The sequence below is a fragment of the Streptomyces sp. VTCC 41912 genome, from assembly GCF_045799175.1.
Taxonomy (GTDB): Bacteria; Actinomycetota; Actinomycetes; order Streptomycetales; family Streptomycetaceae; genus Streptomyces; species Streptomyces albulus_C.
In genome coordinates this window covers 85154-108084 of record NZ_JBJMAB010000001.1, presented here as the reverse complement: position 1 = coordinate 108084, position 22931 = coordinate 85154, and the positions used below count along the sequence as shown (strand labels likewise).

Genomic DNA, 22931 nt, shown 5'->3' with positions numbered 1-22931 from the left:
GCGCGGGTCCACCACCGCCGCGCCTCGATCCTCGGGCCGAGACGGCGGCGCGCCGTGCATCGGGCCACCGGCGTACCGGGGGCCGCCCGCGTCGCCGCCGGGCTATCCCCGGTCGCGGGGGAGCGACGGCAGCCGCAGTCGATGTCCGGTGTCGTCGTCGAATTCCGCGCAGAACGCGCCGAGGGCGTCCTCCAGATGGGAGAAGGAGCGCGCGGCGAACAATACGGGCTGATAGCTGGAAATGCGGTACTGAGTGCTGGCTGCGGCACACATGTCCAGTTCGCGGACTTCCCGGCCCTCGTGCGCGGCGATCTCCCCGTACGAGGACAGCAATGCCGCGCCGAAGGCTTTCGGGGCGCCGGATTCGGTGATCAGCCCGAATTCGAGGGTGTACCAATACACCCGGCTGAGGATGTCCAGCGCCTCAGGGCTCCGGACCCGGTTCGCGGCCCGCCCGATCACCCGGTACAGCTCGGCGATGCGTGGCGACGACAGGTGGATCCCGTGTCCGAACACGTCGTGCAGCACGTCGGGTTCGGGGGTGTACAGCGGCACGGCCGGATGGCGGACGAACTGCACCGCGTGGAAGTAGCCGTGTTCCATCGCGCCCAGGAACCGCTCGTTGGGCACCACCCCGCCGGCCAGCGTGAGCGCGAAACCGGTGCGGGCCCGCAGCCCGACGGTCACGTCGGCGTGCTGCGGCACCCGCTCGGCCGGGACGTCCGTGTCCTCGCCGGCCTCCAGCACCGCCCGGCAGGCGTGCGCCCGGTGCGCCGGGGCCAGCGCGTCGTGCACCGTCCGCCACGTGCGGTCCTCGTCCTCGGTGTACGCGACGTCCGCGTACGGCGCCCCCACCGGATGGTTCTCGGCGCGGGCGGCCAGGGCGTCGCGCCGCCGCCGGTACTCCCGGTCGCAGCGCCCGGGGTGGTCGTTCGCCCGGCCCAGCCGCCCGTCGGCGGAGAGGGGGGTCCGCTTCCGCATCGTGCTCATGGCCCTGTACCTGCCCCGCGGCCGGACGAAGATCACCTGACGTGGCGGACGTTTCACGCTGCGCCGCGGACCGGGCTCCGCAGGGGAGGCGAACGGCCGTCGGGCCGCCCTCGCTGCCTTCGACATCTCAACGCTTACCGCGCAACCCGTGGCGTTATTGCTTCGTTTCTTGACGATTCCGCCTCTGGTGACGTTCACTCAGCCCTTCATGGGCCGAGTCAGGGCGGCCCCTGTGGAGGTACTTTTCATGAGGCCGATGAAGGCAATGGGCGCAGTGAACGTGATGAATGCAACAATACGTCGCCGCGTCGTCGTCAGTGCGCTGACGCTTTCCCTCGCCGCCCCCTTGGCGGCCTGCGGAAGTGATCATCAAGAAGCGTCCGAAGGGAAGGACCACATCGGCCTCCTCCTTCCCGAGAACAAATCCACCCGGTACGAGAAATTCGATCACCGCATCATTTCCCGACGCATCGCGGCGCTCTGCCTCGCCTGCAAGGTCGACTACGGGAACGCCCAGTCCAGCGCCGAGACCCAGCGCACCCAGTTCGAGGACATGGTGAAGAAGGGCGTCAAGGTCATCATCCTCGACCCGGTCGACGCCCGGGCCGCGAAGGACTGGGTGGACTCCGCCGCACGTCAGGGCGTGCAGGTCATCGCCTACGACCGGCTCGCCGAGGGCGACGTCAAGGCGTACGTCTCCTACGACAACGAGAAGATCGGCCGCCTCCAGGGCGAGGCGATCCTCGCCGCCCTGGGCCCGCGCGCCGCCAGCGCCAACGTCGTCATGTTCAACGGTTCCCCGGACGACCCGAACGCCCCGTCCTTCAAGAAGGGCGCGCACGCCGCCCTGGACGGCAAGGTCCGTAAAATCGTCTACGAGAAGGACGTTCCCGAATGGTCCGCGGCGATCGCGAAGAAGGACATGACCGACGTCATCAACTCCCTCGGTCCGCAGGGCTTCGACGCGGTCTACTCGGCGAATGACGGGATGGCCGACGGAATCACCGAGGCGCTGAAGTCGGCCGGTCTGAAGAATGTTCCGGTCGGCGGTCAGGACGCCGAACTCCCCGCATTGCAAAGGTTGTTGAACGGCACTCAGGCGTTCACCCTCTACAAGGAGGTGCGGCCGGAGGCGGAGACCGCCGCGCAGCTCGCCTTCCGCCTGCTGCGCGGGCAGAGCATCACCTCGCTCACCTCCACCACCGCCGACAGCCCGAGCACGGCCCACGTCCCCGCCAAGCTCTTCAAGGCCACGGTGGTCACCAAGGAGAACCTCAAGGACACCGTCGTCAGCGACGGCGTGGTCCGCACCGACTGGCTCTGCACCCCGGCCCTCGCCGCGGAGTGCGCCACCCTCGGCCTCACCTGAGCCGTCCCCGGGGCCGGCCGGCGCACCCCGCCCCGGCCGACCCCGAGCCCACCGCGGTCACCCGGACCGGTCGGCCCGCCCGATCCACGCGTACGCCGTCCGCGCGCTGAACTCCCGCTGGCCGCCCGGGAACACCAGGCCCGCCCCGGCGAAGCCCGGGTCGTCGGCGCCGCCGGCCACGTAGGGCACCGCGATGCACCGCATCCCGGCCCGGCGCGCCGCCACGACCCCCGGCGCCGCGTCCTCCACCACCACGCACGCCGCCGGTTCGACCCGCAGTCGGCGCGCGGCCGCCAAGAACACGTCGGGCTCCGGCTTGCCGTGCGGCACTTCCTCGGCCGACACCACCGTGGCCAGCAGCGCGTCCAGCCCGGTGCCGGCCAGCACCGCCTCGATCGCGGCTCGGGACGACCCCGACGCCACCGCCATCGGGTGCCCGCCCGCGGCCAGTCGCCCCACCAACTCCCGCATCTGGGGGAAGACCGCGGTCCCCGCCCGCGCCAGCTCCAGGTAGAGGCGGTTCTTCCGGGCCAGCAACTCCTCCACCGGCGCGTGGAGCCCGTACTCCCGCGCGAGGATCTCCAGGGTCTCGCGGGTGCCGATCCCGATGAAGCGGGCGTGCCGCTCCCAGGTGAAGTCCGTGACGCCGTACTGGGCCAGCAGGCGCCGCCCCGCCTCGAAGTAGGTGGGCTCGCTGTCCACCAGCGTCCCGTCCAGGTCGAACAGGACGGGCGCCGGGCCGCCGCGCGCCGCCCTGTCCGGCACCGTTCAGCCCGCCCGGCCGGCCGTGCCGCCGACGGCCTCGACCAGGGGCAGCATCCGGTGCGGCACCCGCTCGCGCAGCGCCATCTCGGTCCGCGTGCGGACCACCCCGGGCAGGCTGATCAGCCGCTGGATGACGTCCTCCAGGTGGGCGGCGTCCCGGGCCACCACCCGCGTCAGCAGGTCCCCGCCGCCGGTCGTGGAGAACGCCTCGATGATCTGCGGCACCTCGGCCAGCGCGGTGGCGACCTCCTCCAGGTGCCCCTGCGTCACCTCGATGTGCACGAAGGCCAACACCGGATGGTCCAGCGCGGCGGGCGAGAGCCGCGGGCCGTAGGCGGTGATCACGCCGTCCCGCTCCAGGCGGTCGAGCCGGGCCTGCACCGTCCCGCGGGCGACTCCCAGCACCCGGGCGTACTCGCGCACGCTCGTGCGGGGTTGCTCCAGCAGCAACCGGAGGATCTTCGCGTCCAGCGCGTCCACGGCCATCGGCGCACGGCCTCCTCGCGGTCCGGGGTGTCGGAAGGACGGTCGGAGCGTCCCGGGCATAGATCCATTATCCAGGCGCGAGGCCCCTCCCGTCACCGCCCTCAAGAACGATCTTTCGTGGTGATTCATCCACTTACCGTGGAGGCCGCCGACCCGCCGCAGGGTCACCACCGACGTCTGGAGCCCGGATGACGCACGACGCGCAGCAGCGCAGCACCGACCACGGCGACGGCCCCGGCCGGCCGGCACCCGAACTCGCCGCGGTGGCGACGGAACTCGTCGCCATGGCCGCCGTGGACCAGCAGGCCGCCCCGCGCGCCAACGCCGCCGACTTCGCCGACCAGTTGGCCTGGCGTCGGCTGACCGCCCGGCACGCCGACCGGCTCACCGAGATCGTCGACGCCCACGGCTGGCCCACCGCGGACCGCTTCGGCGCGGACGCCGCCCGCGGCGCCTGGCTGATAGCCCAGCACGCCGACCGGCAGCTGGAGGTCCAGCGGCGCGCCGTGCACCTGCTCGAACGCGCCGTCGCGGACGGCCTGGCGAGCCCCCGGGACCTGGCCTTCCTCACGGACCGCACGCTGGTCAACGACGGGCGCGAGCAGATCTACGGCACCCAGATCGCCGGGGTCCGCGACGGTTCGCCGGTGCCGTGGCCGTGTCGCGAACCGGAGCGGATCGACGAGCTGCGTGCCGAGGTGGGCATCCCGCCGTTCGACGAGTACGTCGCCCGGTTCGCCTGAGTGGCGGCCGGCACCCCGGCCCGGCCCGTGGGCCCGCGGGGAGTCCCGGACGGCGGTACCGGCGGCCCGGGGCTCCCCCCGTTCGGGACCGCCTCAGGTGAGGGTCAGCGTGGCCTTCTGGTCGGCGGCCGAACTGCCGCCCACGTAGAGGTCGATGGCGCCCGGCTCCAACCGGAACTCGCCGTGCGGGTCGTTGCTCCAGAAGCCGAGGTCCGCGGCGGCCAGCCGGAACCGCACCGTCCGGCTCTTGCCCGGCGCCAGCGCCACCCGTCGGAAACCCCGCAGGCGGCGGACCGGCTGGGCGATGCTGGCGACCCGGTCGTGGACGTAGAGCTGGACCACCTCGTCGCCGGGCCGGGAGCCGGTGTTGGTGACGGTCGCGGCCACCTCGACGGTGTCGCCCTCGCGCAGGGCGCCCACCGCGATCCGCCCCGTGCTCAACTCGGGCGCCCCGGTGCGGAAGGTGGTGTAGCTCAGGCCGTGGCCGAACGGGAACTGCGGGCCGTCGGGCAGGTCGAGGTACTTCGAGGTGTACTTGTCGTCGGGGGAGTAGGGGCGGCCGGTGTTCTCGTGGTTGTAGTGGACGGGGATCTGACCGGCCGACCGCGGGAAGGAGACCGGCAGCTTGCCGCCGGGGTTGACCGCGCCGAACAGCACGTCGGCGAGGGCGGGGCCGGCCTCGATCCCGGGGTGCCAGGCCACGAGCACGGCCGGCGTGCGCTCCACCCAGTCGGCCACCGTCAGCGGCCGCCCGTTGACCAGGACCACCACGAACGGTTTGCCGGTCCCCGCGACGGCCTCGACCAACTGCCGTTGCGCGCCCGGCAACCCGATGTCGCTGCGCGCGGCGGCCTCCCCGCTGAGCGCCGGGGGTTCACCCACCACCACGACGGTCACCTCGCAGGCTTCGGCGGCCGCGACGGCCGCCGGGATGCCGCTGGTGTCGTCGCCCTGCGGAGCGACGCCGCGGGCGTGCCGCACGGTGCTGCCCGGCGCCGCCCGCCGCACCGCGTCCAACACCGTGCCGGCCGGGAACTTCTCCGCCGCGGGCGGCATCACCCACGTCCCGAGCAGGTCGGTGGAGTCGCCGAACGGCCCCACCACCGCGAGCGAACCGACCGAACGGGCGAGCGGCAGCACCCCGCGGTCGTTCTTCAGCAGCACCATCGACCGGCTCGCCGCCGCCCGGGCCGCCGCCCGGCTCTTCGCGGACGGCGCACCGATCGCCCCGTCCTCGTCGGCGTACGGGTGCGCGAACAGCCCGAGCGCGAACTTCAGGCGCAGCACCCGGGCGACCGCGTCGTCCACCCGCCGCGCGCTGATCCGCCCCTCCCGCAGGAGCCGCCTGCCGTGGGTGACCAGATGGGTGCTGGTCATCTCCATGTCGACCCCGGCGTTCAGCGCCAGCCGCGCGGCGTCCGCGCCGTCCTCGGCGACCCCGTGCGGGATCAGCTCCTGCACGCCGTTCCAGTCGCTCACCACCATGCCGTCGAAGCCCCACTCCCGCCGCAGGAGGTCGGTGAGGGTGTGCGGGTTGGCGTGCGCCGGGACGCCGCCGATCGTGTTGAACGCGGCCATCACGGTGGCCGCCCCGGCGTCCAACGCGGCCTTGAACGGCGGGAGGTAGAGGTTCCGCAGCCGGGACTCGGAGACGTCCACGGTGTTGTAGTCCCGGCCGCCCTCGGCGCCGCCGTACGCCACGAAGTGCTTGGCGCAGGCCGCGATCCGGTCGCCGGCGGACAGTCGGTCCCCCTGGTAGCCGCGGACCTTGGCGGCGGCGAACGCGGCCGTCAGGTACGGGTCCTCGCCGTTGCCCTCGGCGATCCGGCCCCAGCGCGGTTCGTGCGTCACGTCCATCATCGGCGCGAAGGTCCAGTGCACGCCGTTGGACCGGGCCTCGCGCGCCGACACCTCCGCGTCCCGCGCCGCGACCTGCGGATCGAAGCTCGCCGCCTGCGCCAGCGGGATCGGGAAGGTCGTCCAGAAGCCGTGGATGACGTCGAGCCCGAACAGCAGCGGGATGCCCAGCCGCGACTCCTCGACGGCGATCCGCTGGAGCGCGTTGCAGGTCCGTGCGCCGAAGATGCTGAGCACCGAGCCCAACCGCCCGGCCCGCGCGGCCTCTTCGACGGCCTTGGTCCCCGGCCCGCCCGGCCCGGTGTCGTAGGCCCAGGGGAGCTGCTGCAACTGCCCCAGCTTCTCTTCGAGAGTCATACGCGCCAGCAGTGCGTCGACCTTCCGGTCGTACGGTCCCGGCCGGCGCCCGGACGGTGCCGGTGCCTCGGTGGCACCCGCCGCGGCGGCGCGCGGGACCGCCTGTGCCGGGGACGGCCCGGTGCTCGTCAGGCCGGCGGCCGCTGCGGTACCACCCGCGGCGGCCAACAGGGAACGACGTCGCAGCCCACCCATGCCTTCACCTTTTTCATCCATCGAGGGGTAAAGGTTCTCTCAAGGCGCCAAGAGCTGAAGTGACGGTAAGTGGCAGGCAGTTGGTCGTCAAGGAGGCGTGCACGGGCCCGTCCACCGCATCGTGCCCCGGCCCGCAGAGCCCGGAGAGCCCGGAGTGGCCCCCGGCCGGTGCGGCGGCGATGATGCACGGCATGACCGATGTCTCCGCTGTCCCCGCCGCCGTACGCCTCGACGACTTCACCGGCGCCGACCTGACCGAGATCCTCGGTCCCGGCCCCGACCCCTTCGGTGTCGCCGCCACCGGCCTGACCTGGCTGCCGAAGGAGGAACACTTCGGCATCCGGCTCGGCGGGCGGTTGGTGGCCCACGCCGGTCTGCGCAGGCTGCCCGTCGACCTCGGCGGGACACCGACCCCGGTGATCGGCGTCGGCGGGGTCGCCGTGGCGGCCGACGTGCGCGGCCGGGGGCTGGCCCGACGGGTGGTGGCGGCCGCCCTCGACCACGCCCGCACCATGGGGCCGCGGCACGCCCTCCTCTTCTGCCGCCCGGCGCTCCTCCCGCTCTACCTGCGGCTCGGCTGGCGCGAGGTGCCGGCCGAGGTGCGGGTCGAGCAGCCCACCGGACCCGTCGTCATGCCGCTGCGCACCCTGTGGACCCCGCTGCACGACGCCGCCACCTGGCCGCCCGGCCCGGTGCGGGTGCGCTCGCTGCCCATGTGAGGCGCACCGCCACGGGGCACCGGGTCACGGCCCTTTGCCGGCGAGCATGGCGCGGGCGAGCCGGGCCGTGGTCCGGTGCCACTTCCCGGCCTCCTGGAGCATGGTGTGGCGCCCCCGCGGCATCGTGAGGAACTGCACGTCCGCGCCGGCCAGTCGGGCACGCTCACCGTACGCGCGCGAGCCCTGGTAGTCGGTGACGCGGTCGTGGACGTCGTGCAGCAGCGCCAGGGGTTTTCCCCGGAGGTGGTCCACCGGGTCCTCGGGCGGGCACCAGGGCGCGAGGGCGACGATGCCGCGGACCGCGGGGTGGCCGCCGGCGTGGAGCGCCGCCCGCCCGCCCATGGAGTGGCCGACGAGGACGATCCGCAGCCCGGGGTGGTCGGCCACCAGTGCCTCGATGGCCCACCGGGCGTCGCGGGCGGCGTCCGCCGCCGCGCCGTTCCAGCCGCGGCAGCGGTAGCGCACGGACGCGAGCAGCGGCACTTCGCCCGCCGCCGCCCGGGCCACCGCGCGGCGGAACGGCCGCATGCGCAGCGCGGGGAGGTTCAGCAGCGGCGGCGGTCGGGTGCCGTCGGCCTGGCCGCCGTGGAGGAACAGCACCGCGGAGCGCGGCGCGGCCGGGCTGCGGTGGACGACGAGCGGCCGGTGTGCCGGGTCCGCCGACGGATCGTGGGTGCGGGTGGCGCGGTCGGCGGTGGTCATCGGTGCGGTCCCTTGCGTCGCGGGGGGAGCGGGAGGAATCCACTGGTGTGTGCCCGGTAGGCGGCGTAGCCGGGACGGTGCGCCAGGTGGTTCTCCAGCAGGCGTTTGCCGCTGCCGCCGATGAGAAGGTACGACATCACCAGCGGTGACGCGCACGCGACGGCGGCGGCCTGCCAGTCGCCGCAGGTCAGGGCGAACAGCCCCCACCAGACGAGGAAGTCGCCGAAGTAGTTGGGGTGGCGGGTCCAACTCCACAACCCCCGGTCCATGATGAGCCCGCGGTGGCGCGGATCGGCCTTGAACCGGGCGAGTTGGAAGTCGCCGACGGTCTCGAAGACGAACCCCGTCGTCCACAGCAGCACGGCGACGACCGCTTCGCCGCCCAGCGGCGCGGAAACGTACTGCGCGGCCTGGACGGGGAGGGAGACCAGCCAGACCAGGCCGGCCTGGAGGAGGTAGACGGTGCGCAGGGCGTACAGGGCGGGGTTGCCGCGGGCCCTGGCGAGCATCCGCGCGTAGCGGGGGTCCTCGCCGTGGCCCCGGCCGCGCCAGGCGATGTGGCCGGCCAGCCGGGCCCCCCACACCACGGTGAGCACGGTCACGACGAGGCGCCGCGCCGCGTCGCCGTGCCCCGCGGACAGGCCGTACGTGACGAGGGCGACGGCGGCGAACGCCGTGCCCCAGGCGACGTCCACCACCCGGTGCCGGCCGGTGCGGAGCCCGACGGCGAAGGTCACGAGCAGCACGGCGAGCGCCGCGCCGGCGGCCGCGGCGAGGTTGCCGCCGAAGGCGCTCCAGGCGAATCCGTTCACCGGGCGCTCTCCGGTCGCGGTCCGTGGGGTGGTGCGGGCGGCATCCCGGAGTCGCCGTCGGGGGTGGGGCGCACCGCGAGGATCTGGTCGACGCCCATCCGGCGTTCGCGGAAGGCCAGCCCGCCGCCGGCCAGGTAGAGCCGCCAGACCCGGGCGGTCGCCTCGCCGCCCAGGGCGACGAACTCCGCCCAGCGGCGCTCCAGAGTGGCGTGCCAGGCGGCGATGGTGCGGTCGTAGTGCTCGCGCAGGGACTGCACCGACCGCACCTCCAGCCCGGCGCCCTCCAGCATGCCGACGGTCTCGCCGACCGGGCGCATGTGCATGTCGGGGGCGATGTAGGACTCGATGAACGCGCCGCCGCCCGGGGCGTTCGCCCCGCGGGACATCTGCTGGACGAGCAGGCGTCCGCGGGGGCGCAGGAAGGAGTGCAGGCGGGCGGCGAAGTCGGGGTAGGCGGTGTCGCCGACGTGTTCGCCCATCTCGACGGTGCTGACCGCGTCGTAGCCCCCGCCGGCGAGGTCCCGGTAGTGGCACAGCTCGACGTCGACGAGCCCGCCCAGGTCCCGCTCCCGGACGCGGGCCGCGACGAAGTCCCGCTGCGCGCGGGAGAGGGTGACGGCGGTGACGTGGGTGCGGTGGTGGGCGGCGGCGTGCAGGGCGAGCGCGCCCCAGCCGCAGCCGACGTCCAACAGGCGCTGCCCGGGCGCCAGGTCGAGCTTGCGGCAGATGAGGTCCAGCTTGTCCCGTTGGGCCTCGGCCAGGCCGTACCCGGGGTCGTGGGGGCGGGTCCAGTAGGCGCACGAGTAGGCCATGGACGGGTCGAGCAGCAGGCGGTACCAGTCGTTGGACAGGTCGTAGTGGTGGCTGATGGCGGCCCGGTCGCGCGCGGTGCTGTGCTTGTCGCCCGCCAACTGGGCCAGGGGCGCCGGGGGAGCGGGCGGGCGGGGGCCGAGCGCGCCGAGCCGCAGTGCGGTGGACGCGGCCCGGGCCCGGTCCGCCGGGCGGGGGGCGGCGGGGCGCAGGCCGCGTTCCCGCACGGCCTGCCACACGCTGCGCAGCCCCTCCGTCAGATCGCCCTCGACGTCGAGGTCGCCGGCGATGTACGCCTGGGCCAGGCCCAGTTCGTTCGGCTGCCACAGCAGGCGGCGCAGGGCCCGGCGGGAGCGCAGGACGACGACGGGTGCGTCGTCGGGACCGGTTTCGCTGCCGTCCCAGGCCCGCAGTCGGACCGGGAGTCGGCCGGTGGTGAACTGCTGGAGCAGTCCTTCGAGTTGGGGGGCGACGGGGGTCAACGGGAGCCTCCGTGGGGTGCGGCGGGGTGGGCGGCGGTCAGGGTGAACTGGCGGACGTCGAGGTAGCGGGCGCGGAATCCGGCTTCGGAGTAGGCGAGGTAGAACTCCCACATCCGGCGGAAGGTCGCGTCGAAGCCCAGCGCGGCCACCTGCGGGGCGCGCGCGGTGAAGCGTTCGCGCCACAGGCGCAGGGTTTCGGCGTAGTGCGCGCCGAAGCCGTCGTCGGTCGCGACCCGCAGCCCCGCGGCGCCGGCGTGCTGGGCGATCGCCTCGGTGGAGGGGATGATGCCGCCGGGGAACACGTACTTGTGGATCCAGGTGTGGGTGCGCCGGGTGGCGAGCATCCGCCGGTGCGGCATGGTGATGGCCTGGAGGGCGATCCGGCCGCCGGGGGCCAGCAGCCGCGCCAGGGTGGCGAAGTAGACGGGCCAGTACTCCGCGCCGACGGCCTCGATCATCTCCACGCTCACCACGGCGTCGTGGGAACCGGTGGCGTGCCGGTAGTCGCAGAGTTCCACCGCCACCCGGTCCGCGCATCCGGCGTCCGCGATGCGCCGCCGGGCGAGGTCGCGCTGCTGGTCGGAGAGGGTGAGGGTGACGACGTCGGCGCCGCGCCGGGCGGCGCGCAGGGCCAGTTCGCCCCAGCCGGTGCCGATCTCCAGCAGCCGGGTGCCCGCGCCGACCCCGGCCAGGTCCAGGAGCCGGTCGATCTTGCGGTGCTGCGCGGCCGCCAGCCCCTCCCGGTCACCGGGCAACCCGTCGAAGACCGCGGAGGAATAGCTCATGGTCTCGTCGAGGAAGGCCGCGAACAGGTCGTTGGACAGGTCGTAGTGGCGGTGGATGTTCTCCCGGGCGCCGGTTGGGGTGTTGCGCTGGGCAGTGGGATGGCGGCGGGCCCAGACGCCGCGCAGCCGCTGGGCGGGCTTCGGCACCAGCTCGGTGACGTGCGAGGCGAGCACCGTCAGCACGCCGACCAGGTCGTCGGCGTCCCACTCCCCGGCCATGTAGGACTCGCCGAACCCGATCAGTCCGTCCCGCCCCAGCCGGCCGAGGAAGGCCCGCGGCGCGTGTATGCGCAGCAGCGGCCCCTCCCGCCCGGTGATCGGCCCGTCCTCCCACCGGACCCGCAGCGGAAGCGCGGCGAGGGCCCGTCGGACGACGAGACCGGCCACGGCGGTGCGGGCCGCCGACGCCGGTGGCGGGCAGAAGACGTCGGGCCACCGGGCGGAGTCCTTCCCGGCGGCCGGGGACGGGCCGGCGGGGCGCGGCACGTGGTCGAGGGGCCGGTGGCGGGGGCCGGTGGCAGGGGTGTTCACGTCATGCCTTCCTGGGATCGGTGGCGCGGGCGGGCGTGGACCGGCAGACCGCGCAGGAACAGGGCGATGCCGTGGCGCCGGATCCCCACGCTGACGGCGGCCGTCGACCACGGGTGCCGGAGGGCGGCCCGCAGCAGTGCCGCGGGGGTGGCCGGGCGGCGGACGCCGCGGACCGTCGCGGTCAGCGGCCGGGTGTCGCCGCGGCGCAGTTGGACGGTCACGTCGAGGCGGTCGCCCGGTTCGGGCAGCCGCATCCGGTAGGAGCCGTCGACGGGGAAGAACGGCGAGACGTGGAACTCCTTGGGCGTCCGCGCCCGTCCCGCCTCGTCGGTGCGCAGGACGTAGCAGTGGCGCTCGCCGTAGGTGTTGTGGACCTCGGCCACCACGCAGACCGGTGTGCCGCCGGCGTCGTGGCACCAGTACAGGGTCAGCGGGTTGAAGACGTGTCCCAGGACGCGGGCGTGGGCGAGCATCACCACCCGCCCGCCGTCCAGGTGGACGTCGTGGGCGGCCAGCAGGCGCTCCAGTCCGGCGCGCAGCGTCCCGGCGGTGCCGGCGAAGTGGTCACGGGCCTCGAAACGGGCCAGTGGGCGCAGCAGCCGCGGCAGCCGCGGCGGGTGGTCGATGTCGATCAGCCACAGGTAGGTGCGGTGCCGCAGGGAGTACGACACGGGGGCGGTGCGGGTGTGGCCGACCGCGCACTCGTACAGCGCCGGCGTGCGGATTTCGGCGGCGGGGGCGCGGCGGCGGCCGTCGGCGGTCACCAGCGCACCCCCAGCGCGGCCGCGGCCGCCACCCCGGACCGGCAGCCGTCCTCGTGGAAGCCCCAACCGTGGTAGGCGCCGGCGTAGGCGGTCACGGCGGTGTTCAGCAGCGGCAGGTCCTGCTGCGCGGCCACCGATGCGCGGGTGTAGACGGGGTGTTCGTACACCATGCGTGCCAGGACGCGGTCCGCGTCGATGCGGTCGGTGGCGTTGAGGGTGACCAGGAAGTCCCGGCGTGCGGCGAGCCGTTGCAGCCGGTTCATGTCGTAGCTGACCTGGACGGTGTCCACCGATGCGCGGCAGGACGGCAGCAGGTAGTTCCACGAGGCGCGCGCTCCGCGGGCCCGGGGCAGCACCCCGGGATCGCTGTGCAACACGGTGACGTTGCGCGCGTAGGCGAACGCCCCCAGCACCCGGCGCTCGTCCTCGGTCGGCTCGGCCAGCAGCCGCAGCGCCTGGTCGGGGTGGACGGCGATCACCACCGCGTCGACGGCCCGTTCGGTGCCGTCCTCCGCCACCACCCGCGCGCCCCGCCCCGACCGGTGCACCGCCCGGACCGGTGTGCCGGTGTGCACGCGGTGGAGCTGTTTGGCGATCCGGTCGACGTACTGCGCGGAGCCGCCGCCGACCGTCTTCCACTGCGGCGAGCCGCCGACCGACAGCATCCCGTGGTGGTCGAGGAACCGGAAGAGGTACCCGGCCGGGTACTGCATGGCCGTCTCCGGCGGGCACGACCACACGGCGGAGACCAGCGGGATGACGAAGTGCGCGACGAAGTACCGCGAGAAGCCGCCCTCGGCCAGGAACGCGCCCAGGGTCCGCGGGTCGTCACCGCGGTCGCCGGCCAACGTGGCGCGCGCCGCCCGGTGGAAGGCCCGCACTTCGCTCAGCATCCGCAGGTAGCGGCCGCGCAGGACGTTGCCCGGGCGGGCGAACAGCCCGACCGGGCCGCGCGCCCCGGCGTACTCCAGCCCGCATCCCTCGCACCGCACCGACATGCTCATCTCCGCGTCCTGGGTGGTCACCCCCAGTTCGGCGAACAGGCGCAGCAGCAGCGGATAGGTGCGTGCGTTGTGCACGATGAAGCCGGTGTCGACGCGGACCGGCCGACCGTCGACGTCGGCCGTGTCGTGGGTGTGCGCGTGACCGCCGAGGCGGTCGTCCGCCTCGTACAGCGTCACCTCGCAGCCACCCCGTTGCAGCACGTGGGCGGCGGTCAGACCCGCCACGCCACTGCCCACCACAGCGATTTCCCGGTGATGCACCCGTGCCCCTTCCTCGTCGGCCGTCGCGGACGCGAAGCCGTCCTCACCAGGCATTCGGAGCAGTCGGATCCACGGATTGGCGCGCGGGTCGCGGAAGTCGGAAATCCGGTCCGGGCGGTGGCGGGCCGGCCGGCGTGGTGGGGCCGCTCGCGGCGGAGCGGCCCCACCGGGGCAGGGCATCGGGCCGGCGCGTGCCCTAGACGCCGAGCAGGCCCAGCGGGGCGCTCGTCGGGCGGGCGGAGCCGCCTGGCGGTTCGGTGGTCACCCCGACGCCGTCCGCGCCGCCCACGCCACCAGTCAGCAGCAGCGCACCCGAGGCGCGGCCGGTCTGGACGAGTCCGGCGGGCACCATCGAGCCGCCGCGGCTGTACCAGAGCTGGTAGACCTTGCCGCCGGGCAGCTCGGGCAGTTGGTGGTAGACGAACGCGGCGCGGCCGATCGTCTTGGAGGCGACCACGGTGGCGCTGCCGCCGCCCTTGAGCGCGGCGGTGTGGAAGGTCGCGTCCGGGGCCGCCATCAGCGCGTTGAGGACACTGGCCTGGGCCTCGGCGCGGGCGGTGCGCGCCCGCTCCTGATCGGCCTGGTGCCGGGCGTCGACGGCCAGCCCCCCGGCGACCGCGGCGAGGACCAGGCACGCGGCCGCGACGAGGTGGGGCAGCCGCCGCCGCAGCCGGCGGGCCAACGGGATCACCGGGGTCGCCGGCTGTATCGGGGGCAGTTGCCGGACCTCGGGCAGCGCCGTCATCACCCGCTCCCGCAGCCCGGCCGGCGGCACCTCGGCGACCGCCAGCGCGAGCCGGGCCGCGGTCTCCTTGAGCTCCCTGACCTCCTGTGCGCACGCCGGGCACTGGGCCAGGTGCCGGGCGAACTCGCCGGCCTCGTGCCCGGAGAGCGCCCCGAGCGCGTAGGCGCCGGTCAGCGTGTGCAGGTCGACGGCGCTCATGCGGTCACCCCCAGGCAGTCGCGGAGTCGGATGAGGCCGTCGCGGAGCCTGGTCTTGACCGTGCCGAGGGCGGCGCCGAGCATGTCGGCGGTCTCCCGGTAGGTGTAGCCCCGGTAGTAGGCGAGGGTCACCGATTCCCGCTGGAGGTCGGTGAGTTGTTCCAGGCAGCGGCGGACCTGCTCGCGTTCCAGGCGCCGCTCGACCTGTTCGCTGACCTCGTCGAAGGGGGCGGTGTACTCCCCGAGGCCGGCGCGGTGCTCGCGGTCGGCGGCCGCCTGCGCGGAGCGGACGCGGTCCACCGCGCGCCGGTGGGCGAGCGTCATGATCCAGGCCAGTGCGCTGCCCCGTCCGGCATCGAAGCGGGCGGCCGAACGCCACACGTCGATGAGGACCTCCTGGGCGACCTCCTCGGACTGGGCCGGGTCCCGCACCACCCGCCGCACCAGGCCCACGACGGCGCCGGCCACCGCGGTGTAGAGGTTCTCGAACGCCTGCTGATCGCCGCGGGCGACCCGGTCGAGCAGGGATTCCAGGGCGCCGGGCTGGGGCGCCGGGGACGGTTCGCCGCGGGCTGCGACGTGCATGAACACCTCCGGGGAGAGACGGGGTCACCCTTGGTTCGGCGCCGGGCGCAGCGTGGATTGGTCGGGAACGGACGGGGGTGCGGCCGACGCTAGCGGCGAACCGCGGAGGCGTCGCGCAGGCCCGACCGGCGGGCCGCCGCACGGGGCCTTCCCGGCGCGCGGGACGGCCACGCGCGCGGGCCGCGTGGCCGACGCGCTCGCACCCGCTCCGCGCGCCACGTGCGACGGGGAGTGCTCCATTGGCCTCCCGGTGGCAGTCCAAGAAGATCCAAAACTGTGCCATTGGCCCAGTTATTTAGTTGACTGTTGAGCAATCGGCCGTGTCGATGCTGAGATGTACGAGTCGATGGCGCTGCGGGATCCCCGCGGCGCCTTTCTCATGTCGTGGTGCACCTGTGCACGGAAGGGGCGGGGCAACTTGCTGAAGAAGGCGTTCGTGGCGCCGGATCCGGGGCGGATCCGGCTGCGGTTCGCGGTCCGGGGCGTGATCGGGATCGGCTGCGCCGTGGCGTTGTGCGGAGCGGCCGGACACTCGCTGGTCGCGGCGATCACCGGCGGCCTGGCCGCGCTGCTCGCCTTGTTCACGGTGACCGATCCGACGGTGCGCGGCCAGGCCGCGACGACCGCGCTGCTGCCGCTCGTCGGGCTCCCGGTGCTCGGCCTCGCGGCCCTGCTGCACGACGTGCCCGTCGCACGCGACCTGGCGTTCCTCGCCGTCGTGGGGGCCGGGGTGTACGCGCGGCGGTGGGGGCCGCGCGGGCACGCACTGGGCGTCTTCGCCTTCATGATCTTCTTTGCCGCGCAGTTCCTGCACACCGTCCCCGGCCAGCTCCCCGAGCTGTACGCGGCGGTGCTGCTCGGCCTCGCGGCGTCGTCGGCGGTGCGGTTCGCCGCCTGGTGCTACGAACGGCGGTTGCCGGCCCCCGTCGCGCCGCCCGTGCCGGCCGGCGGGACGGGGTTCGCACGGATCACCACGCGGCAAGCGGTGCAGGCGACCGTGGGCGCCGCCCTCGCGCTCGGCGCCGGGCAACTCCTGTCCGACCAGCGCTGGTACTGGGCCGTGGGCGCCGCCTGGTGGGTGTTCGTGAACACCACCTCACGGGGCGAGACGATCGTCCGCGGGTTCCGGCGGTTCCTGGGCACGGTGCTCGGGGTCGCCCTCGGCTTCGCCGTCGCCGTCCCGCTGCACGACGAACCGGTCGCGGCCGCGGCGGTCCTCGCCCTCAGCGTCTTCGGGATCTTCTACGCCGCCGCCGTCTCCTACACCTGGATGATGCTCGCCGTCACGGTGCTGGCGAGCATGCTCTACGGGCTGCTCGGCGTGCTCGACCCGGCGCTGCTGGCGCTGCGGGTGGGCGAGACGGCCGTCGGCGCGCTGGGCGCCCTGCTCGCGGTGCTCCTCGTGCTGCCGGTGACCACGCACGCCGTCACCGACGACCGGGTCGAGCAGGCCGTGCGGTGCGTGCACGCGTGCACGGCCGCGGCCGCCGCCCGGCTGGCCGGCGACGCGGCGGCCGACCCGGCCCCGCGGGTCGCCGAACTGGAGGCGATCCTCGCCCGCGTGCGGCTGTCCCTCGTCCCGCTGCTGCATCCGCTCAGCCCTTCGCGGGCGCGCAAGCGACGGGCCCGGCAGATCGTCGCACTGCTCGACGCCTGCGCGCGCGAGGTGCGCGGGCTCGCCTCGATCGCCGCCGACCCGGTGGCCTCGCACGACGCCCGGCTCGTCGCGGCGTGCTGGCGGGTGGAAGCCGCCGTCGAGGCCCTCACCGACGCCCCGATCGACGCGCGCCGTCGGCAGGCCGGAGCCGAGACCGTCGCGCACGCCACCGACGGCGAACCCGTCCTGGCCCACCTGCACGCCCTGGAACAGGCGCTCCTCGCCCTCGCCGGGCCCCTCGGCAGGTCCGGCCGCGTGACGGCGGGGGCCTGACCTCCCACGGCCCCGCGACGCGGACGGCGACACCCGCCCGCGTCGCGCCGGCCGGCCGGCCACGGTCCACTCCCGGCCACTCCCGGCCACTCCCGGCGCCGCACCCACCCGTGCTGTTAGCGTCGCCCGGACAGCGCGAGGCCGTCCCAGAAAGAGCCGCGGCGGGCACGCCGCCCCTCAAGGACGGCCCGACGGGCAGGCGGACGAAGGGCGGCGACCCATGGCGACGACGCAACCAGGGACCGGGCGGACCACCGGCGGACCCGCCGACGGCGCGGGCCTCCGCGCCTACCTCGGCTCCTTCACCGCCGCCGGCGGCCACGGCATCACCACCGCGGCCGTCGACCCGGAGACCGGCGCGCTGACGCCGCTGCGCTCCACCGACGCCGTCCCCAACCCCTCCTACCTGGTGCCCGACCGGGCCGGCCGTCGCCTCTACGCCGTCAGCGAGACCCCGCACGGCGCCGTCGCCGCCTTCCGCCTCACGCCCGAAGGGCCGGACCTGCTCGCCCCGGCCGTCCCCGTGGGCGGCGCCGACCCCACCCACCTCACCCTGGCCGCCGGCCACTTGGTCACCGCCAACTACAGCTCCGGCGACGTCAGCACCCTGCCCGTACGGGACGACGGCACCCTCGACGGCCCGGCGCGGATCCTCGCCCACCAGGGCAACGGCCCCCGGACCGACCGCCAGGAGGGACCGCACGCCCACGCCGTGCTGCCCGACCCCAGCGGTCGCTGGCTGCTCGGCGTCGACCTGGGCACCGACTCGGTCCGCACCTACGCCCTCGCCCCCGCGAGCGGCACGCTCACCGTGCACGACGAGGCGCCCCTGCGCCCCGGCAGCGGCCCCCGCCACCTCGCCTTCCACCCGGCCGGCCACCTCGCCTGCGTCATCAACGAACTCGACCCGACCCTGACGCTCTGCCGCTGGGACGCCGACCGGGGCACGCTGACGCCGCTGGGGGAGACCTCCCTGCTGCCGGTCGGCGCCGAGGGCACCGACCCGACGTTCCCCTCCGCTCTCGTCATCTCCCCGGACGGCCGGTTCGCCTGGGCCGCCAACCGCGGCCACGACAGCATCGCGGTGCTCTCCCTCGACGCCCGGGCCGGGACCGCCACCCTGCACGCCACCGTGCCGTGCGGCGGCCACTGGCCGCGCGACCTCGCGCTCCACCCCGACGGGCGCCACCTCTACGCCGCCAACGAACGCTCCGGCGACGTCACCTGGTTCACCGTCGACCCCGAGACCGGCCTCCCCGTGCGCGGCGGCTCCGTCGAGGCACCGGCCGTCTCCTGCGTGGTCTTCGCCTGACGGGACCCTGCCGGGCGCACCCCGGACGGCCGGTCGGCGCGGCCGTCACCCCTCGGGGAAGCGCCCGCCGAAGTACACCTGGGTCTCGGTGAGCCGCCCGTCCCGCACCGTCATCACCTCGACGTTGCGGTGCCGTTCGCCGCTCAGGAGCTCGTACGCGTAGCGGACGAAGACCTGGCCGTCGCCGAACGGGACGGCGTCCAGGACCACCTGGGAGCGGACCCGGTCCGCGGTGGGGAAGCAGACCTCCAGGAACGCGGCCCGGTCGATGTGGTCGTCCTGCGGACTGGTGAAGACGAACTCCTCGGCGAGCAGCCGCTCCATGGCCGGCCGGTCCTGGGCCAGGTACGCGGCGAAGCAGGCGCGGGCGACGTCCTCGGGTGCGGTGGTGTCCGGCATGGTGTCCTCCTCGTGGTGCCGACGGGCGGGCCATGACGGTAGACGGGGCGGCGCGGCCCGTTTCATCGGCCGCGCGGGAACGGGGACCGCCGGGCGGAGCACACAGGGGCGCACGACGGCCGCTGAGCGCCCCTACGCCGCCCGCGGCCGGCCTGCCGCCGCTCCCGGCCCACGCCGCCCGCCCGGCCCGCCCAGCGGGCGTCTGCGCCGCTCAGCGGGGGTGCGGGTGGCGGACCGGGGCCGGAGCGCGCGACGGGCCGCCCCGCGCGTGCGGCGCGGGACGGCCCTCGGTGAACGGGTGCGGGGCTCCGGTCGTCCTGCCGGTGCCGCGCGACGGTGACGCGGCCTTACCGGACGGCCGCCCCCAGCCCCTGGCCCGGCAGGGTGATCCCCATCTTGGCCGCGTAGTTCGACAGCACCAGCCGGCCCACCGCGCCGTACGCGCCCAGCGCCTCGGCGGACGCGCAGCCCGCCTCCGCCGCGGCCGCCCCCAGCAGGCCGTCGGCGAGTTCCGGGCCGATCAGGTACGGGGCCAGCGCCAACTGCTGCGAACCGGAGGTGCGCAGCTGCTCGGCGGTGCGGGCGATGGCGCCCTCCTCGTCCAGGCCGGCGGCCAGCACCGGCACCGCCAGCCGGGCGGAGAGCAGCATGCCGGTGATGCCGGCGGCCTGCACCGCCTCCTCGCCGCCGACGGTGGCCAGGATGATGCCGTCCGCGGCGGTCGCGACGGTGAACAGCCGCGCCCGGTCGGCCCGGGCCAGACCGGCCTCGGACAGCCGGACGTGCAGCGCCTCGGCGAGCAGCGGGTGCGGGCCGAGGACGTCGGTCAGTTCGGCCCCGGAGCCGCTGTTCATGATGGCCTGACGTATCCGGCGCAGCAGGGCGCTGTCCGGCCCGGCCAGCAGCGGGACGACGACCGCGCCGGGACCGGGATCGGGCTGGCCGGCCTCGACCGCCCGCGCCTTCTGCTCGGCGGCGGCCTGCGTCAGCACTGCCTCCAGCGACGGGAACGCGTCGTCCCCGCCGTCGACGTAGCCGATCCGGGCGTCGAGGCCGGGCAGTTCGGACCGGGCGATGCTGGAGACCTCCTCCGCCAGGCTGCGCGAGGCGGAGGAGGGTGCGCCGGGCACGGCCAGCACCAGGGCGGGTGCGCCCTCGGGTGCGGCGAGCGGTTCCGGCTTGCGGTGGCGGCCGGGCTGACGGCGCGGCATGCGGACGGGCAGGCCGGGGGCTGCGGCGTCGATACGGGGCGAGCCAGGTGCGGGCCCAGTGGGGGAACTCATGGCGCCGCATGCTAACGCCTCGTCGTGCCCGGCTGCCGAGGGAGGGTTCCGCCACGAGGTATCCGTCCCGATTTATCCCGCGCGTCGGGGTGGCGAGTCCGCCACATGCCCTGTGATCTGCAACAACTTCCCGTCGACCGGGAGCGCCAGCCGGTCCTCGGCCAGCGCCGCGGCGATCGCCAGCGCACCGTCGAGCGGGCTCCCGAGGGCCTCGGCGGGCCGGGCGTCGGGGAGCCGGGCGGCGAGCGCCGCGCGCAACGGGTCCCGCAGCGGGGCGCCGAGCGCCAGCAGGCCCCCGGTGAGCGCGACCGCCGCGTCCGGGACCGGCGGGCAGACCGCGGCCGCGGCGTCCGCGATGTGGCGCGCGGCGTCGGTCAGGATGCCGGCGGCGACCGCGTCCCGCGCCGCGCACCGGGCGACCTCGGGGGCGAACGAGGCCAGTACGGCGGGCCGGTCGGGCCGCGGATAGAGCGCGGCGGGCAGCCCGGCGACCGGTCCGAACACGGCCTCCGCCCGGGCCAGCAGCGCGCGTGAGCCGCCGGGACGGCCGTCGTGGGCGCGCAGCGCCGCCTCCAGCCCGGCCCGCCCGATCCAGGCGCCGCTGCCGCAGTCGCCCAGCAGGTGCCCCCAGCCGTCGGCCCGGCGCCAGCCGCCCGACGGCGTCAGGTCGGTGCCCAGGGCGACCAGGCCGGTGCCGGCGGCGACCACGACGCCCGGCCGTTGGCCGAGCGTCCCGGCGTAGGCGGTCACCGCGTCCGCGGCGAGGGCGAGGCGCCGCACCCCGAAGGCGGCGGACAGCGCCCCGGGCAGCCGGGCGCGCAGGGCGTCGCCGAGGGTGCCCATGCCGGCGGCGCCGACGCACCCCGCGGCGAACCCGGCCGCCCCCACCTGTCGCGCCAACTCCGTTGCGGCCGACAGGAGTTGTTCGAGCATGTGGTCCGCGTCGATGCCGGCCGGGCCGGTGCGGACCGGTTCGTGCGAGGTGAACGTGGCGGCCGGCCGGGGCCGTCCACCGTCCGGCGCGATCCGGGCCACCGCGATCCGCAGGCCGGACCCGCCCGAGTCCACGCCCAGCACGTGGTCGCCGTCGCCCGCGCCGTCGCTGTCGCCGTCGCCGTCGCCGTCGGGCTCAGCCAAGGCCGCGGGCGTCCTGCTTGAGGGCGGTGTCGACGGTCAGCGCGGTGGCCACGACCAGGCTCAGCAGCGGGTCGGGCAGCTGCCGGTGGATCTGCAGCACGTAGTTGTCCGCGGTGGTGAACATCGTCTTCGCCAGGCCCTCCCAGGTCTTGGTGATCCGGGCGATCTCGGTCTCGGTGTGGTCGACGATGGCGAAGTTCCAGGCGCGCCAGTTCTCCGCCTTGATGGCGCCGACCTGCTGGCCGTTGACCTGCATCGCGAAGTTGATCTTCCCGATGGCGTTCTGCTGGACGATCTCGCCGACCGGCTGGCCGTCCGGACGCGCCACCAGGACCTTGGACTTGATCAGCTTCGCGGGCCGGGTCAGCACCAGCTGGGGCTGGCCGTAGGCGTCCCGGATCTCCAGCTTGTGGGTCATGTACTGGTCCAGGCTGGAGACCACCCGGAGCACCTTCCTCGCGGTGCTCTGGCCGATCTCGACGACCGAACCGAGGGCGTTGCCGTGCTGGTCGTAGACCGCGTACTCGTTGCTCACCTCGATGAGCTTGGCCTTCTGGTTGACCACCAGCACGGGCTCGGTGAAGAGCGAGCCGCCGCCCGGCCCGGTGGGGGCCACGCCGGCCTGCTGCTGCGCCTGGTGCCGGATGCCGGCCTGCTGCTGCGCCTGGTGGTGCGCCTCGGCGGAGTGCGCGCCCGGCTGACCGGCCTGCCCCGGCATCTGCTGCGGGTACCCGCCCTGCTGACCGTACGGGGCGCCGCCGGGCTGCTGGCCGTACGCGGCCTGGGCCGGCTGCTGCTGCGGTGCGTACTGCTGGGGCGCCTGCTGCTGGGCGGGCAGCGGCTGGCCGGGGTGACCGGCCTGTGCCGCGGGCTGGGCCTGCTGACCGGGGTGTGTGTGACCGGTCCACTGGGCGCCGTCCCACCAGCGGAGCAGGTGGGGGGTGCCCTGCGGGTCGGCGTACCAACCCGCAGGGATGTTCGCATTCGTCATGCGGGGAACACTATCCCCCGCCCCCAAGGCCCGCTCCGGCTCAGGGCAGGCGCCAGTCCACCGGCTGGGCGCCCTGCCCGACGAGGAGCTCGTTGACCCGGCTGAACGGCCGTGAGCCGAAGAACCCGCGGTCGGCGGACATCGGGGAGGGGTGGGCGGACTCGACCGCCGGGAGGCTGCCCAGCAGCGGTCGCAGATTGCGCGCGTCGCGTCCCCAGAGCACCGCCACCAGCGGGCCGCCGCGCGCCACCAGGGCCCGGATGGCCTGCTCGGTGACCTGCTCCCAGCCCTTGCCGCGGTGCGCGGCGGGCTTGCGCGGGGCGGTGGTCAGCGCTCTGTTCAGCAGCAGTACGCCCTGCTGGGTCCACGGGGTGAGGTCGCCGTTGGCGGGGCGGGGCAGCCCGAGGTCGGAGTGCATCTCGCGGAAGATGTTCTCCAGGCTCCCGGGCAGCGGGCGGACGTCCGGCGCCACGGAGAAGCTCAGCCCGACGGCATGGCCCGGGGTGGGGTAGGGGTCCTGCCCGACGATGAGCACCCGCACCTCATCGAAGGGTTGCTGGAAGGCGCGCAGCACATTGCTGCCGGCGGGGAGGTAGGTCCGGCCGGCGGCGATCTCCGCCCGCAGGAAGTCGCCCATCGCGGCGATCTGTCCGGCGACCGGCTCAAGTGCCTTGGCCCAGCCTGGTTCGACGATGTCTTGGAGAGGTCGTGCAGCCACGG

General features: G+C 74.9%; 22 protein-coding genes. 5 read left to right on the top strand and 17 right to left on the bottom strand.

From position 1 onward, the window contains the following. Positions 1-102 precede the first annotated feature (102 nt). Entirely contained in the window at positions 103-990 is an 888-nt protein-coding gene (locus ACJ6WD_RS00500) for a phenylalanine 4-monooxygenase (RefSeq protein WP_233656662.1), read from the bottom strand. A 283-nt stretch (positions 991-1273) separates the two neighbouring features. Here ACJ6WD_RS00500 and ACJ6WD_RS00495 point away from each other — a divergent pair, with 283 nt between their 5' ends. Next, on the top strand, positions 1274-2359 hold the full coding sequence (locus ACJ6WD_RS00495) for a sugar ABC transporter substrate-binding protein (RefSeq protein ID WP_233656770.1): 1086 nt from the start codon (positions 1274-1276) through the stop codon (positions 2357-2359). 57 nt (positions 2360-2416) lie between these two features. Here the strand turns inward: ACJ6WD_RS00495 and ACJ6WD_RS00490 are convergent, their stop codons facing one another. Together ACJ6WD_RS00490 and ACJ6WD_RS00485 are read right to left on the bottom strand one after the other, a co-directional pair. Next, positions 2417-3124, bottom strand: a complete 708-nt coding sequence (locus ACJ6WD_RS00490) for an HAD family hydrolase (protein WP_407614910.1) — start codon at positions 3122-3124, stop codon at positions 2417-2419. Positions 3125-3127: 3 nt separating this feature from the next. Then, positions 3128-3610, bottom strand: a complete 483-nt coding sequence (locus ACJ6WD_RS00485) for an Lrp/AsnC family transcriptional regulator (protein ID WP_016572391.1) — start codon at positions 3608-3610, stop codon at positions 3128-3130. 188 nt (positions 3611-3798) lie between these two features. Between ACJ6WD_RS00485 and ACJ6WD_RS00480 the strand changes: the two genes are divergently transcribed. Further along, positions 3799-4353, top strand: a complete 555-nt coding sequence (locus tag ACJ6WD_RS00480; RefSeq protein WP_407614909.1) for a DUF6624 domain-containing protein — start codon at positions 3799-3801, stop codon at positions 4351-4353. Positions 4354-4446: 93 nt separating this feature from the next. Here the strand turns inward: ACJ6WD_RS00480 and ACJ6WD_RS00475 are convergent, their stop codons facing one another. Further along, on the bottom strand, positions 4447-6762 hold the full coding sequence (locus ACJ6WD_RS00475; RefSeq protein ID WP_407614908.1) for a glycoside hydrolase family 3 N-terminal domain-containing protein: 2316 nt from the start codon (positions 6760-6762) through the stop codon (positions 4447-4449). A gap of 191 nt (positions 6763-6953) precedes the next feature. Between ACJ6WD_RS00475 and ACJ6WD_RS00470 the strand changes: the two genes are divergently transcribed. Next, positions 6954-7481: a GNAT family N-acetyltransferase gene (locus tag ACJ6WD_RS00470; RefSeq protein ID WP_233656666.1), complete on the top strand. Its 528-nt coding sequence runs from the start codon at positions 6954-6956 to the stop codon at positions 7479-7481. A 24-nt stretch (positions 7482-7505) separates the two neighbouring features. On the opposite strand, the gene ACJ6WD_RS00465 is transcribed toward ACJ6WD_RS00470, so the two are convergent. The 8 genes from ACJ6WD_RS00465 to sigK form a co-directional block, all read right to left on the bottom strand. Then, positions 7506-8183 carry an alpha/beta hydrolase gene (locus tag ACJ6WD_RS00465; RefSeq protein ID WP_233656667.1) on the bottom strand — a complete coding sequence of 226 codons (678 nt, stop codon included), beginning with the start codon at positions 8181-8183 and terminating at the stop codon, positions 7506-7508. Then, positions 8180-8995: a DUF1295 domain-containing protein gene (locus ACJ6WD_RS00460; RefSeq protein ID WP_407614907.1), complete on the bottom strand. Its 816-nt coding sequence runs from the start codon at positions 8993-8995 to the stop codon at positions 8180-8182. Before ACJ6WD_RS00460 ends, ACJ6WD_RS00465 begins: the two co-directional genes overlap by 4 nt. Beyond that, positions 8992-10287 (bottom strand): class I SAM-dependent methyltransferase, encoded by a 1296-nt coding sequence (locus ACJ6WD_RS00455; RefSeq protein WP_376438307.1) that lies wholly within the window; start codon positions 10285-10287, stop codon positions 8992-8994. The genes ACJ6WD_RS00460 and ACJ6WD_RS00455 overlap by 4 nt, the downstream gene beginning before the upstream one ends. Continuing rightward, positions 10284-11603 (bottom strand): class I SAM-dependent methyltransferase, encoded by a 1320-nt coding sequence (locus tag ACJ6WD_RS00450; protein WP_407614906.1) that lies wholly within the window; start codon positions 11601-11603, stop codon positions 10284-10286. Before ACJ6WD_RS00450 ends, ACJ6WD_RS00455 begins: the two co-directional genes overlap by 4 nt. Beyond that, positions 11600-12367 carry a DUF1365 domain-containing protein gene (locus ACJ6WD_RS00445; protein ID WP_233656669.1) on the bottom strand — a complete coding sequence of 256 codons (768 nt, stop codon included), beginning with the start codon at positions 12365-12367 and terminating at the stop codon, positions 11600-11602. The genes ACJ6WD_RS00450 and ACJ6WD_RS00445 overlap by 4 nt, the downstream gene beginning before the upstream one ends. After that, positions 12364-13686 (bottom strand): FAD-dependent oxidoreductase, encoded by a 1323-nt coding sequence (locus ACJ6WD_RS00440; RefSeq protein WP_331249605.1) that lies wholly within the window; start codon positions 13684-13686, stop codon positions 12364-12366. The genes ACJ6WD_RS00445 and ACJ6WD_RS00440 overlap by 4 nt, the downstream gene beginning before the upstream one ends. Before the next feature lie 142 nt (positions 13687-13828). Beyond that, positions 13829-14575 carry an anti-sigma factor domain-containing protein gene (locus ACJ6WD_RS00435; protein WP_331249606.1) on the bottom strand — a complete coding sequence of 249 codons (747 nt, stop codon included), beginning with the start codon at positions 14573-14575 and terminating at the stop codon, positions 13829-13831. Next, on the bottom strand, positions 14572-15159 hold the full coding sequence (gene sigK / locus ACJ6WD_RS00430) for an ECF RNA polymerase sigma factor SigK (protein ID WP_407614905.1): 588 nt from the start codon (positions 15157-15159) through the stop codon (positions 14572-14574). The genes ACJ6WD_RS00435 and sigK overlap by 4 nt, the downstream gene beginning before the upstream one ends. A gap of 418 nt (positions 15160-15577) precedes the next feature. Here sigK and ACJ6WD_RS00425 point away from each other — a divergent pair, with 418 nt between their 5' ends. Further along, on the top strand, positions 15578-17089 hold the full coding sequence (locus ACJ6WD_RS00425; protein ID WP_233656672.1) for an FUSC family protein: 1512 nt from the start codon (positions 15578-15580) through the stop codon (positions 17087-17089). Between the two features lie 220 nt (positions 17090-17309). Next, positions 17310-18401, top strand: a complete 1092-nt coding sequence (locus ACJ6WD_RS00420) for a lactonase family protein (RefSeq protein ID WP_407614904.1) — start codon at positions 17310-17312, stop codon at positions 18399-18401. A gap of 45 nt (positions 18402-18446) precedes the next feature. Here ACJ6WD_RS00420 and ACJ6WD_RS00415 read toward each other — a convergent pair whose 3' ends face one another. The 5 genes from ACJ6WD_RS00415 to ACJ6WD_RS00395 all read right to left on the bottom strand — a co-directional run bounded on the left by ACJ6WD_RS00415 (position 18447) and on the right by ACJ6WD_RS00395 (position 22929). Further along, positions 18447-18800, bottom strand: a complete 354-nt coding sequence (locus ACJ6WD_RS00415) for a nuclear transport factor 2 family protein (protein WP_016579184.1) — start codon at positions 18798-18800, stop codon at positions 18447-18449. 347 nt (positions 18801-19147) lie between these two features. Continuing rightward, positions 19148-20083, bottom strand: a complete 936-nt coding sequence (locus ACJ6WD_RS00410) for a sirohydrochlorin chelatase (protein ID WP_233656674.1) — start codon at positions 20081-20083, stop codon at positions 19148-19150. Between the two features lie 72 nt (positions 20084-20155). Next, the gene (locus ACJ6WD_RS00405) at positions 20156-21220 is read right to left on the bottom strand and encodes an N-acetylglucosamine kinase (protein ID WP_407614903.1); all 1065 of its coding nucleotides are present in this window, start codon (positions 21218-21220) and stop codon (positions 20156-20158) included. Further along, a complete protein-coding gene (locus ACJ6WD_RS00400; RefSeq protein WP_233656676.1) occupies positions 21213-22211 on the bottom strand; it encodes a phospholipid scramblase-related protein in 999 nt (332 codons plus the stop codon). Before ACJ6WD_RS00400 ends, ACJ6WD_RS00405 begins: the two co-directional genes overlap by 8 nt. Before the next feature lie 40 nt (positions 22212-22251). After that, positions 22252-22929, bottom strand: a complete 678-nt coding sequence (locus ACJ6WD_RS00395) for a uracil-DNA glycosylase (protein WP_233656677.1) — start codon at positions 22927-22929, stop codon at positions 22252-22254. Positions 22930-22931 lie beyond the last annotated feature (2 nt).

Coding starts and splice junctions, on each gene's coding strand:
- ACJ6WD_RS00500 (WP_233656662.1), bottom strand. CDS start 990: ATGAGCACGATGCGGAAGCGGACCCCCCTCTCCGCCGACGGGCGGCTG.
- ACJ6WD_RS00495 (WP_233656770.1), top strand. CDS start 1,274: ATGAATGCAACAATACGTCGCCGCGTCGTCGTCAGTGCGCTGACGCTT.
- ACJ6WD_RS00485 (WP_016572391.1), bottom strand. CDS start 3,610: ATGGCCGTGGACGCGCTGGACGCGAAGATCCTCCGGTTGCTGCTGGAG.
- ACJ6WD_RS00480 (WP_407614909.1), top strand. CDS start 3,799: ATGACGCACGACGCGCAGCAGCGCAGCACCGACCACGGCGACGGCCCC.
- ACJ6WD_RS00475 (WP_407614908.1), bottom strand. CDS start 6,762: ATGGGTGGGCTGCGACGTCGTTCCCTGTTGGCCGCCGCGGGTGGTACC.
- ACJ6WD_RS00470 (WP_233656666.1), top strand. CDS start 6,954: ATGACCGATGTCTCCGCTGTCCCCGCCGCCGTACGCCTCGACGACTTC.
- ACJ6WD_RS00465 (WP_233656667.1), bottom strand. CDS start 8,183: ATGACCACCGCCGACCGCGCCACCCGCACCCACGATCCGTCGGCGGAC.
- ACJ6WD_RS00440 (WP_331249605.1), bottom strand. CDS start 13,686: ATGCCTGGTGAGGACGGCTTCGCGTCCGCGACGGCCGACGAGGAAGGG.
- ACJ6WD_RS00435 (WP_331249606.1), bottom strand. CDS start 14,575: ATGAGCGCCGTCGACCTGCACACGCTGACCGGCGCCTACGCGCTCGGG.
- sigK (WP_407614905.1), bottom strand. CDS start 15,159: ATGCACGTCGCAGCCCGCGGCGAACCGTCCCCGGCGCCCCAGCCCGGC.
- ACJ6WD_RS00420 (WP_407614904.1), top strand. CDS start 17,310: ATGGCGACGACGCAACCAGGGACCGGGCGGACCACCGGCGGACCCGCC.
- ACJ6WD_RS00415 (WP_016579184.1), bottom strand. CDS start 18,800: ATGCCGGACACCACCGCACCCGAGGACGTCGCCCGCGCCTGCTTCGCC.
- ACJ6WD_RS00410 (WP_233656674.1), bottom strand. CDS start 20,083: ATGAGTTCCCCCACTGGGCCCGCACCTGGCTCGCCCCGTATCGACGCC.
- ACJ6WD_RS00400 (WP_233656676.1), bottom strand. CDS start 22,211: ATGACGAATGCGAACATCCCTGCGGGTTGGTACGCCGACCCGCAGGGC.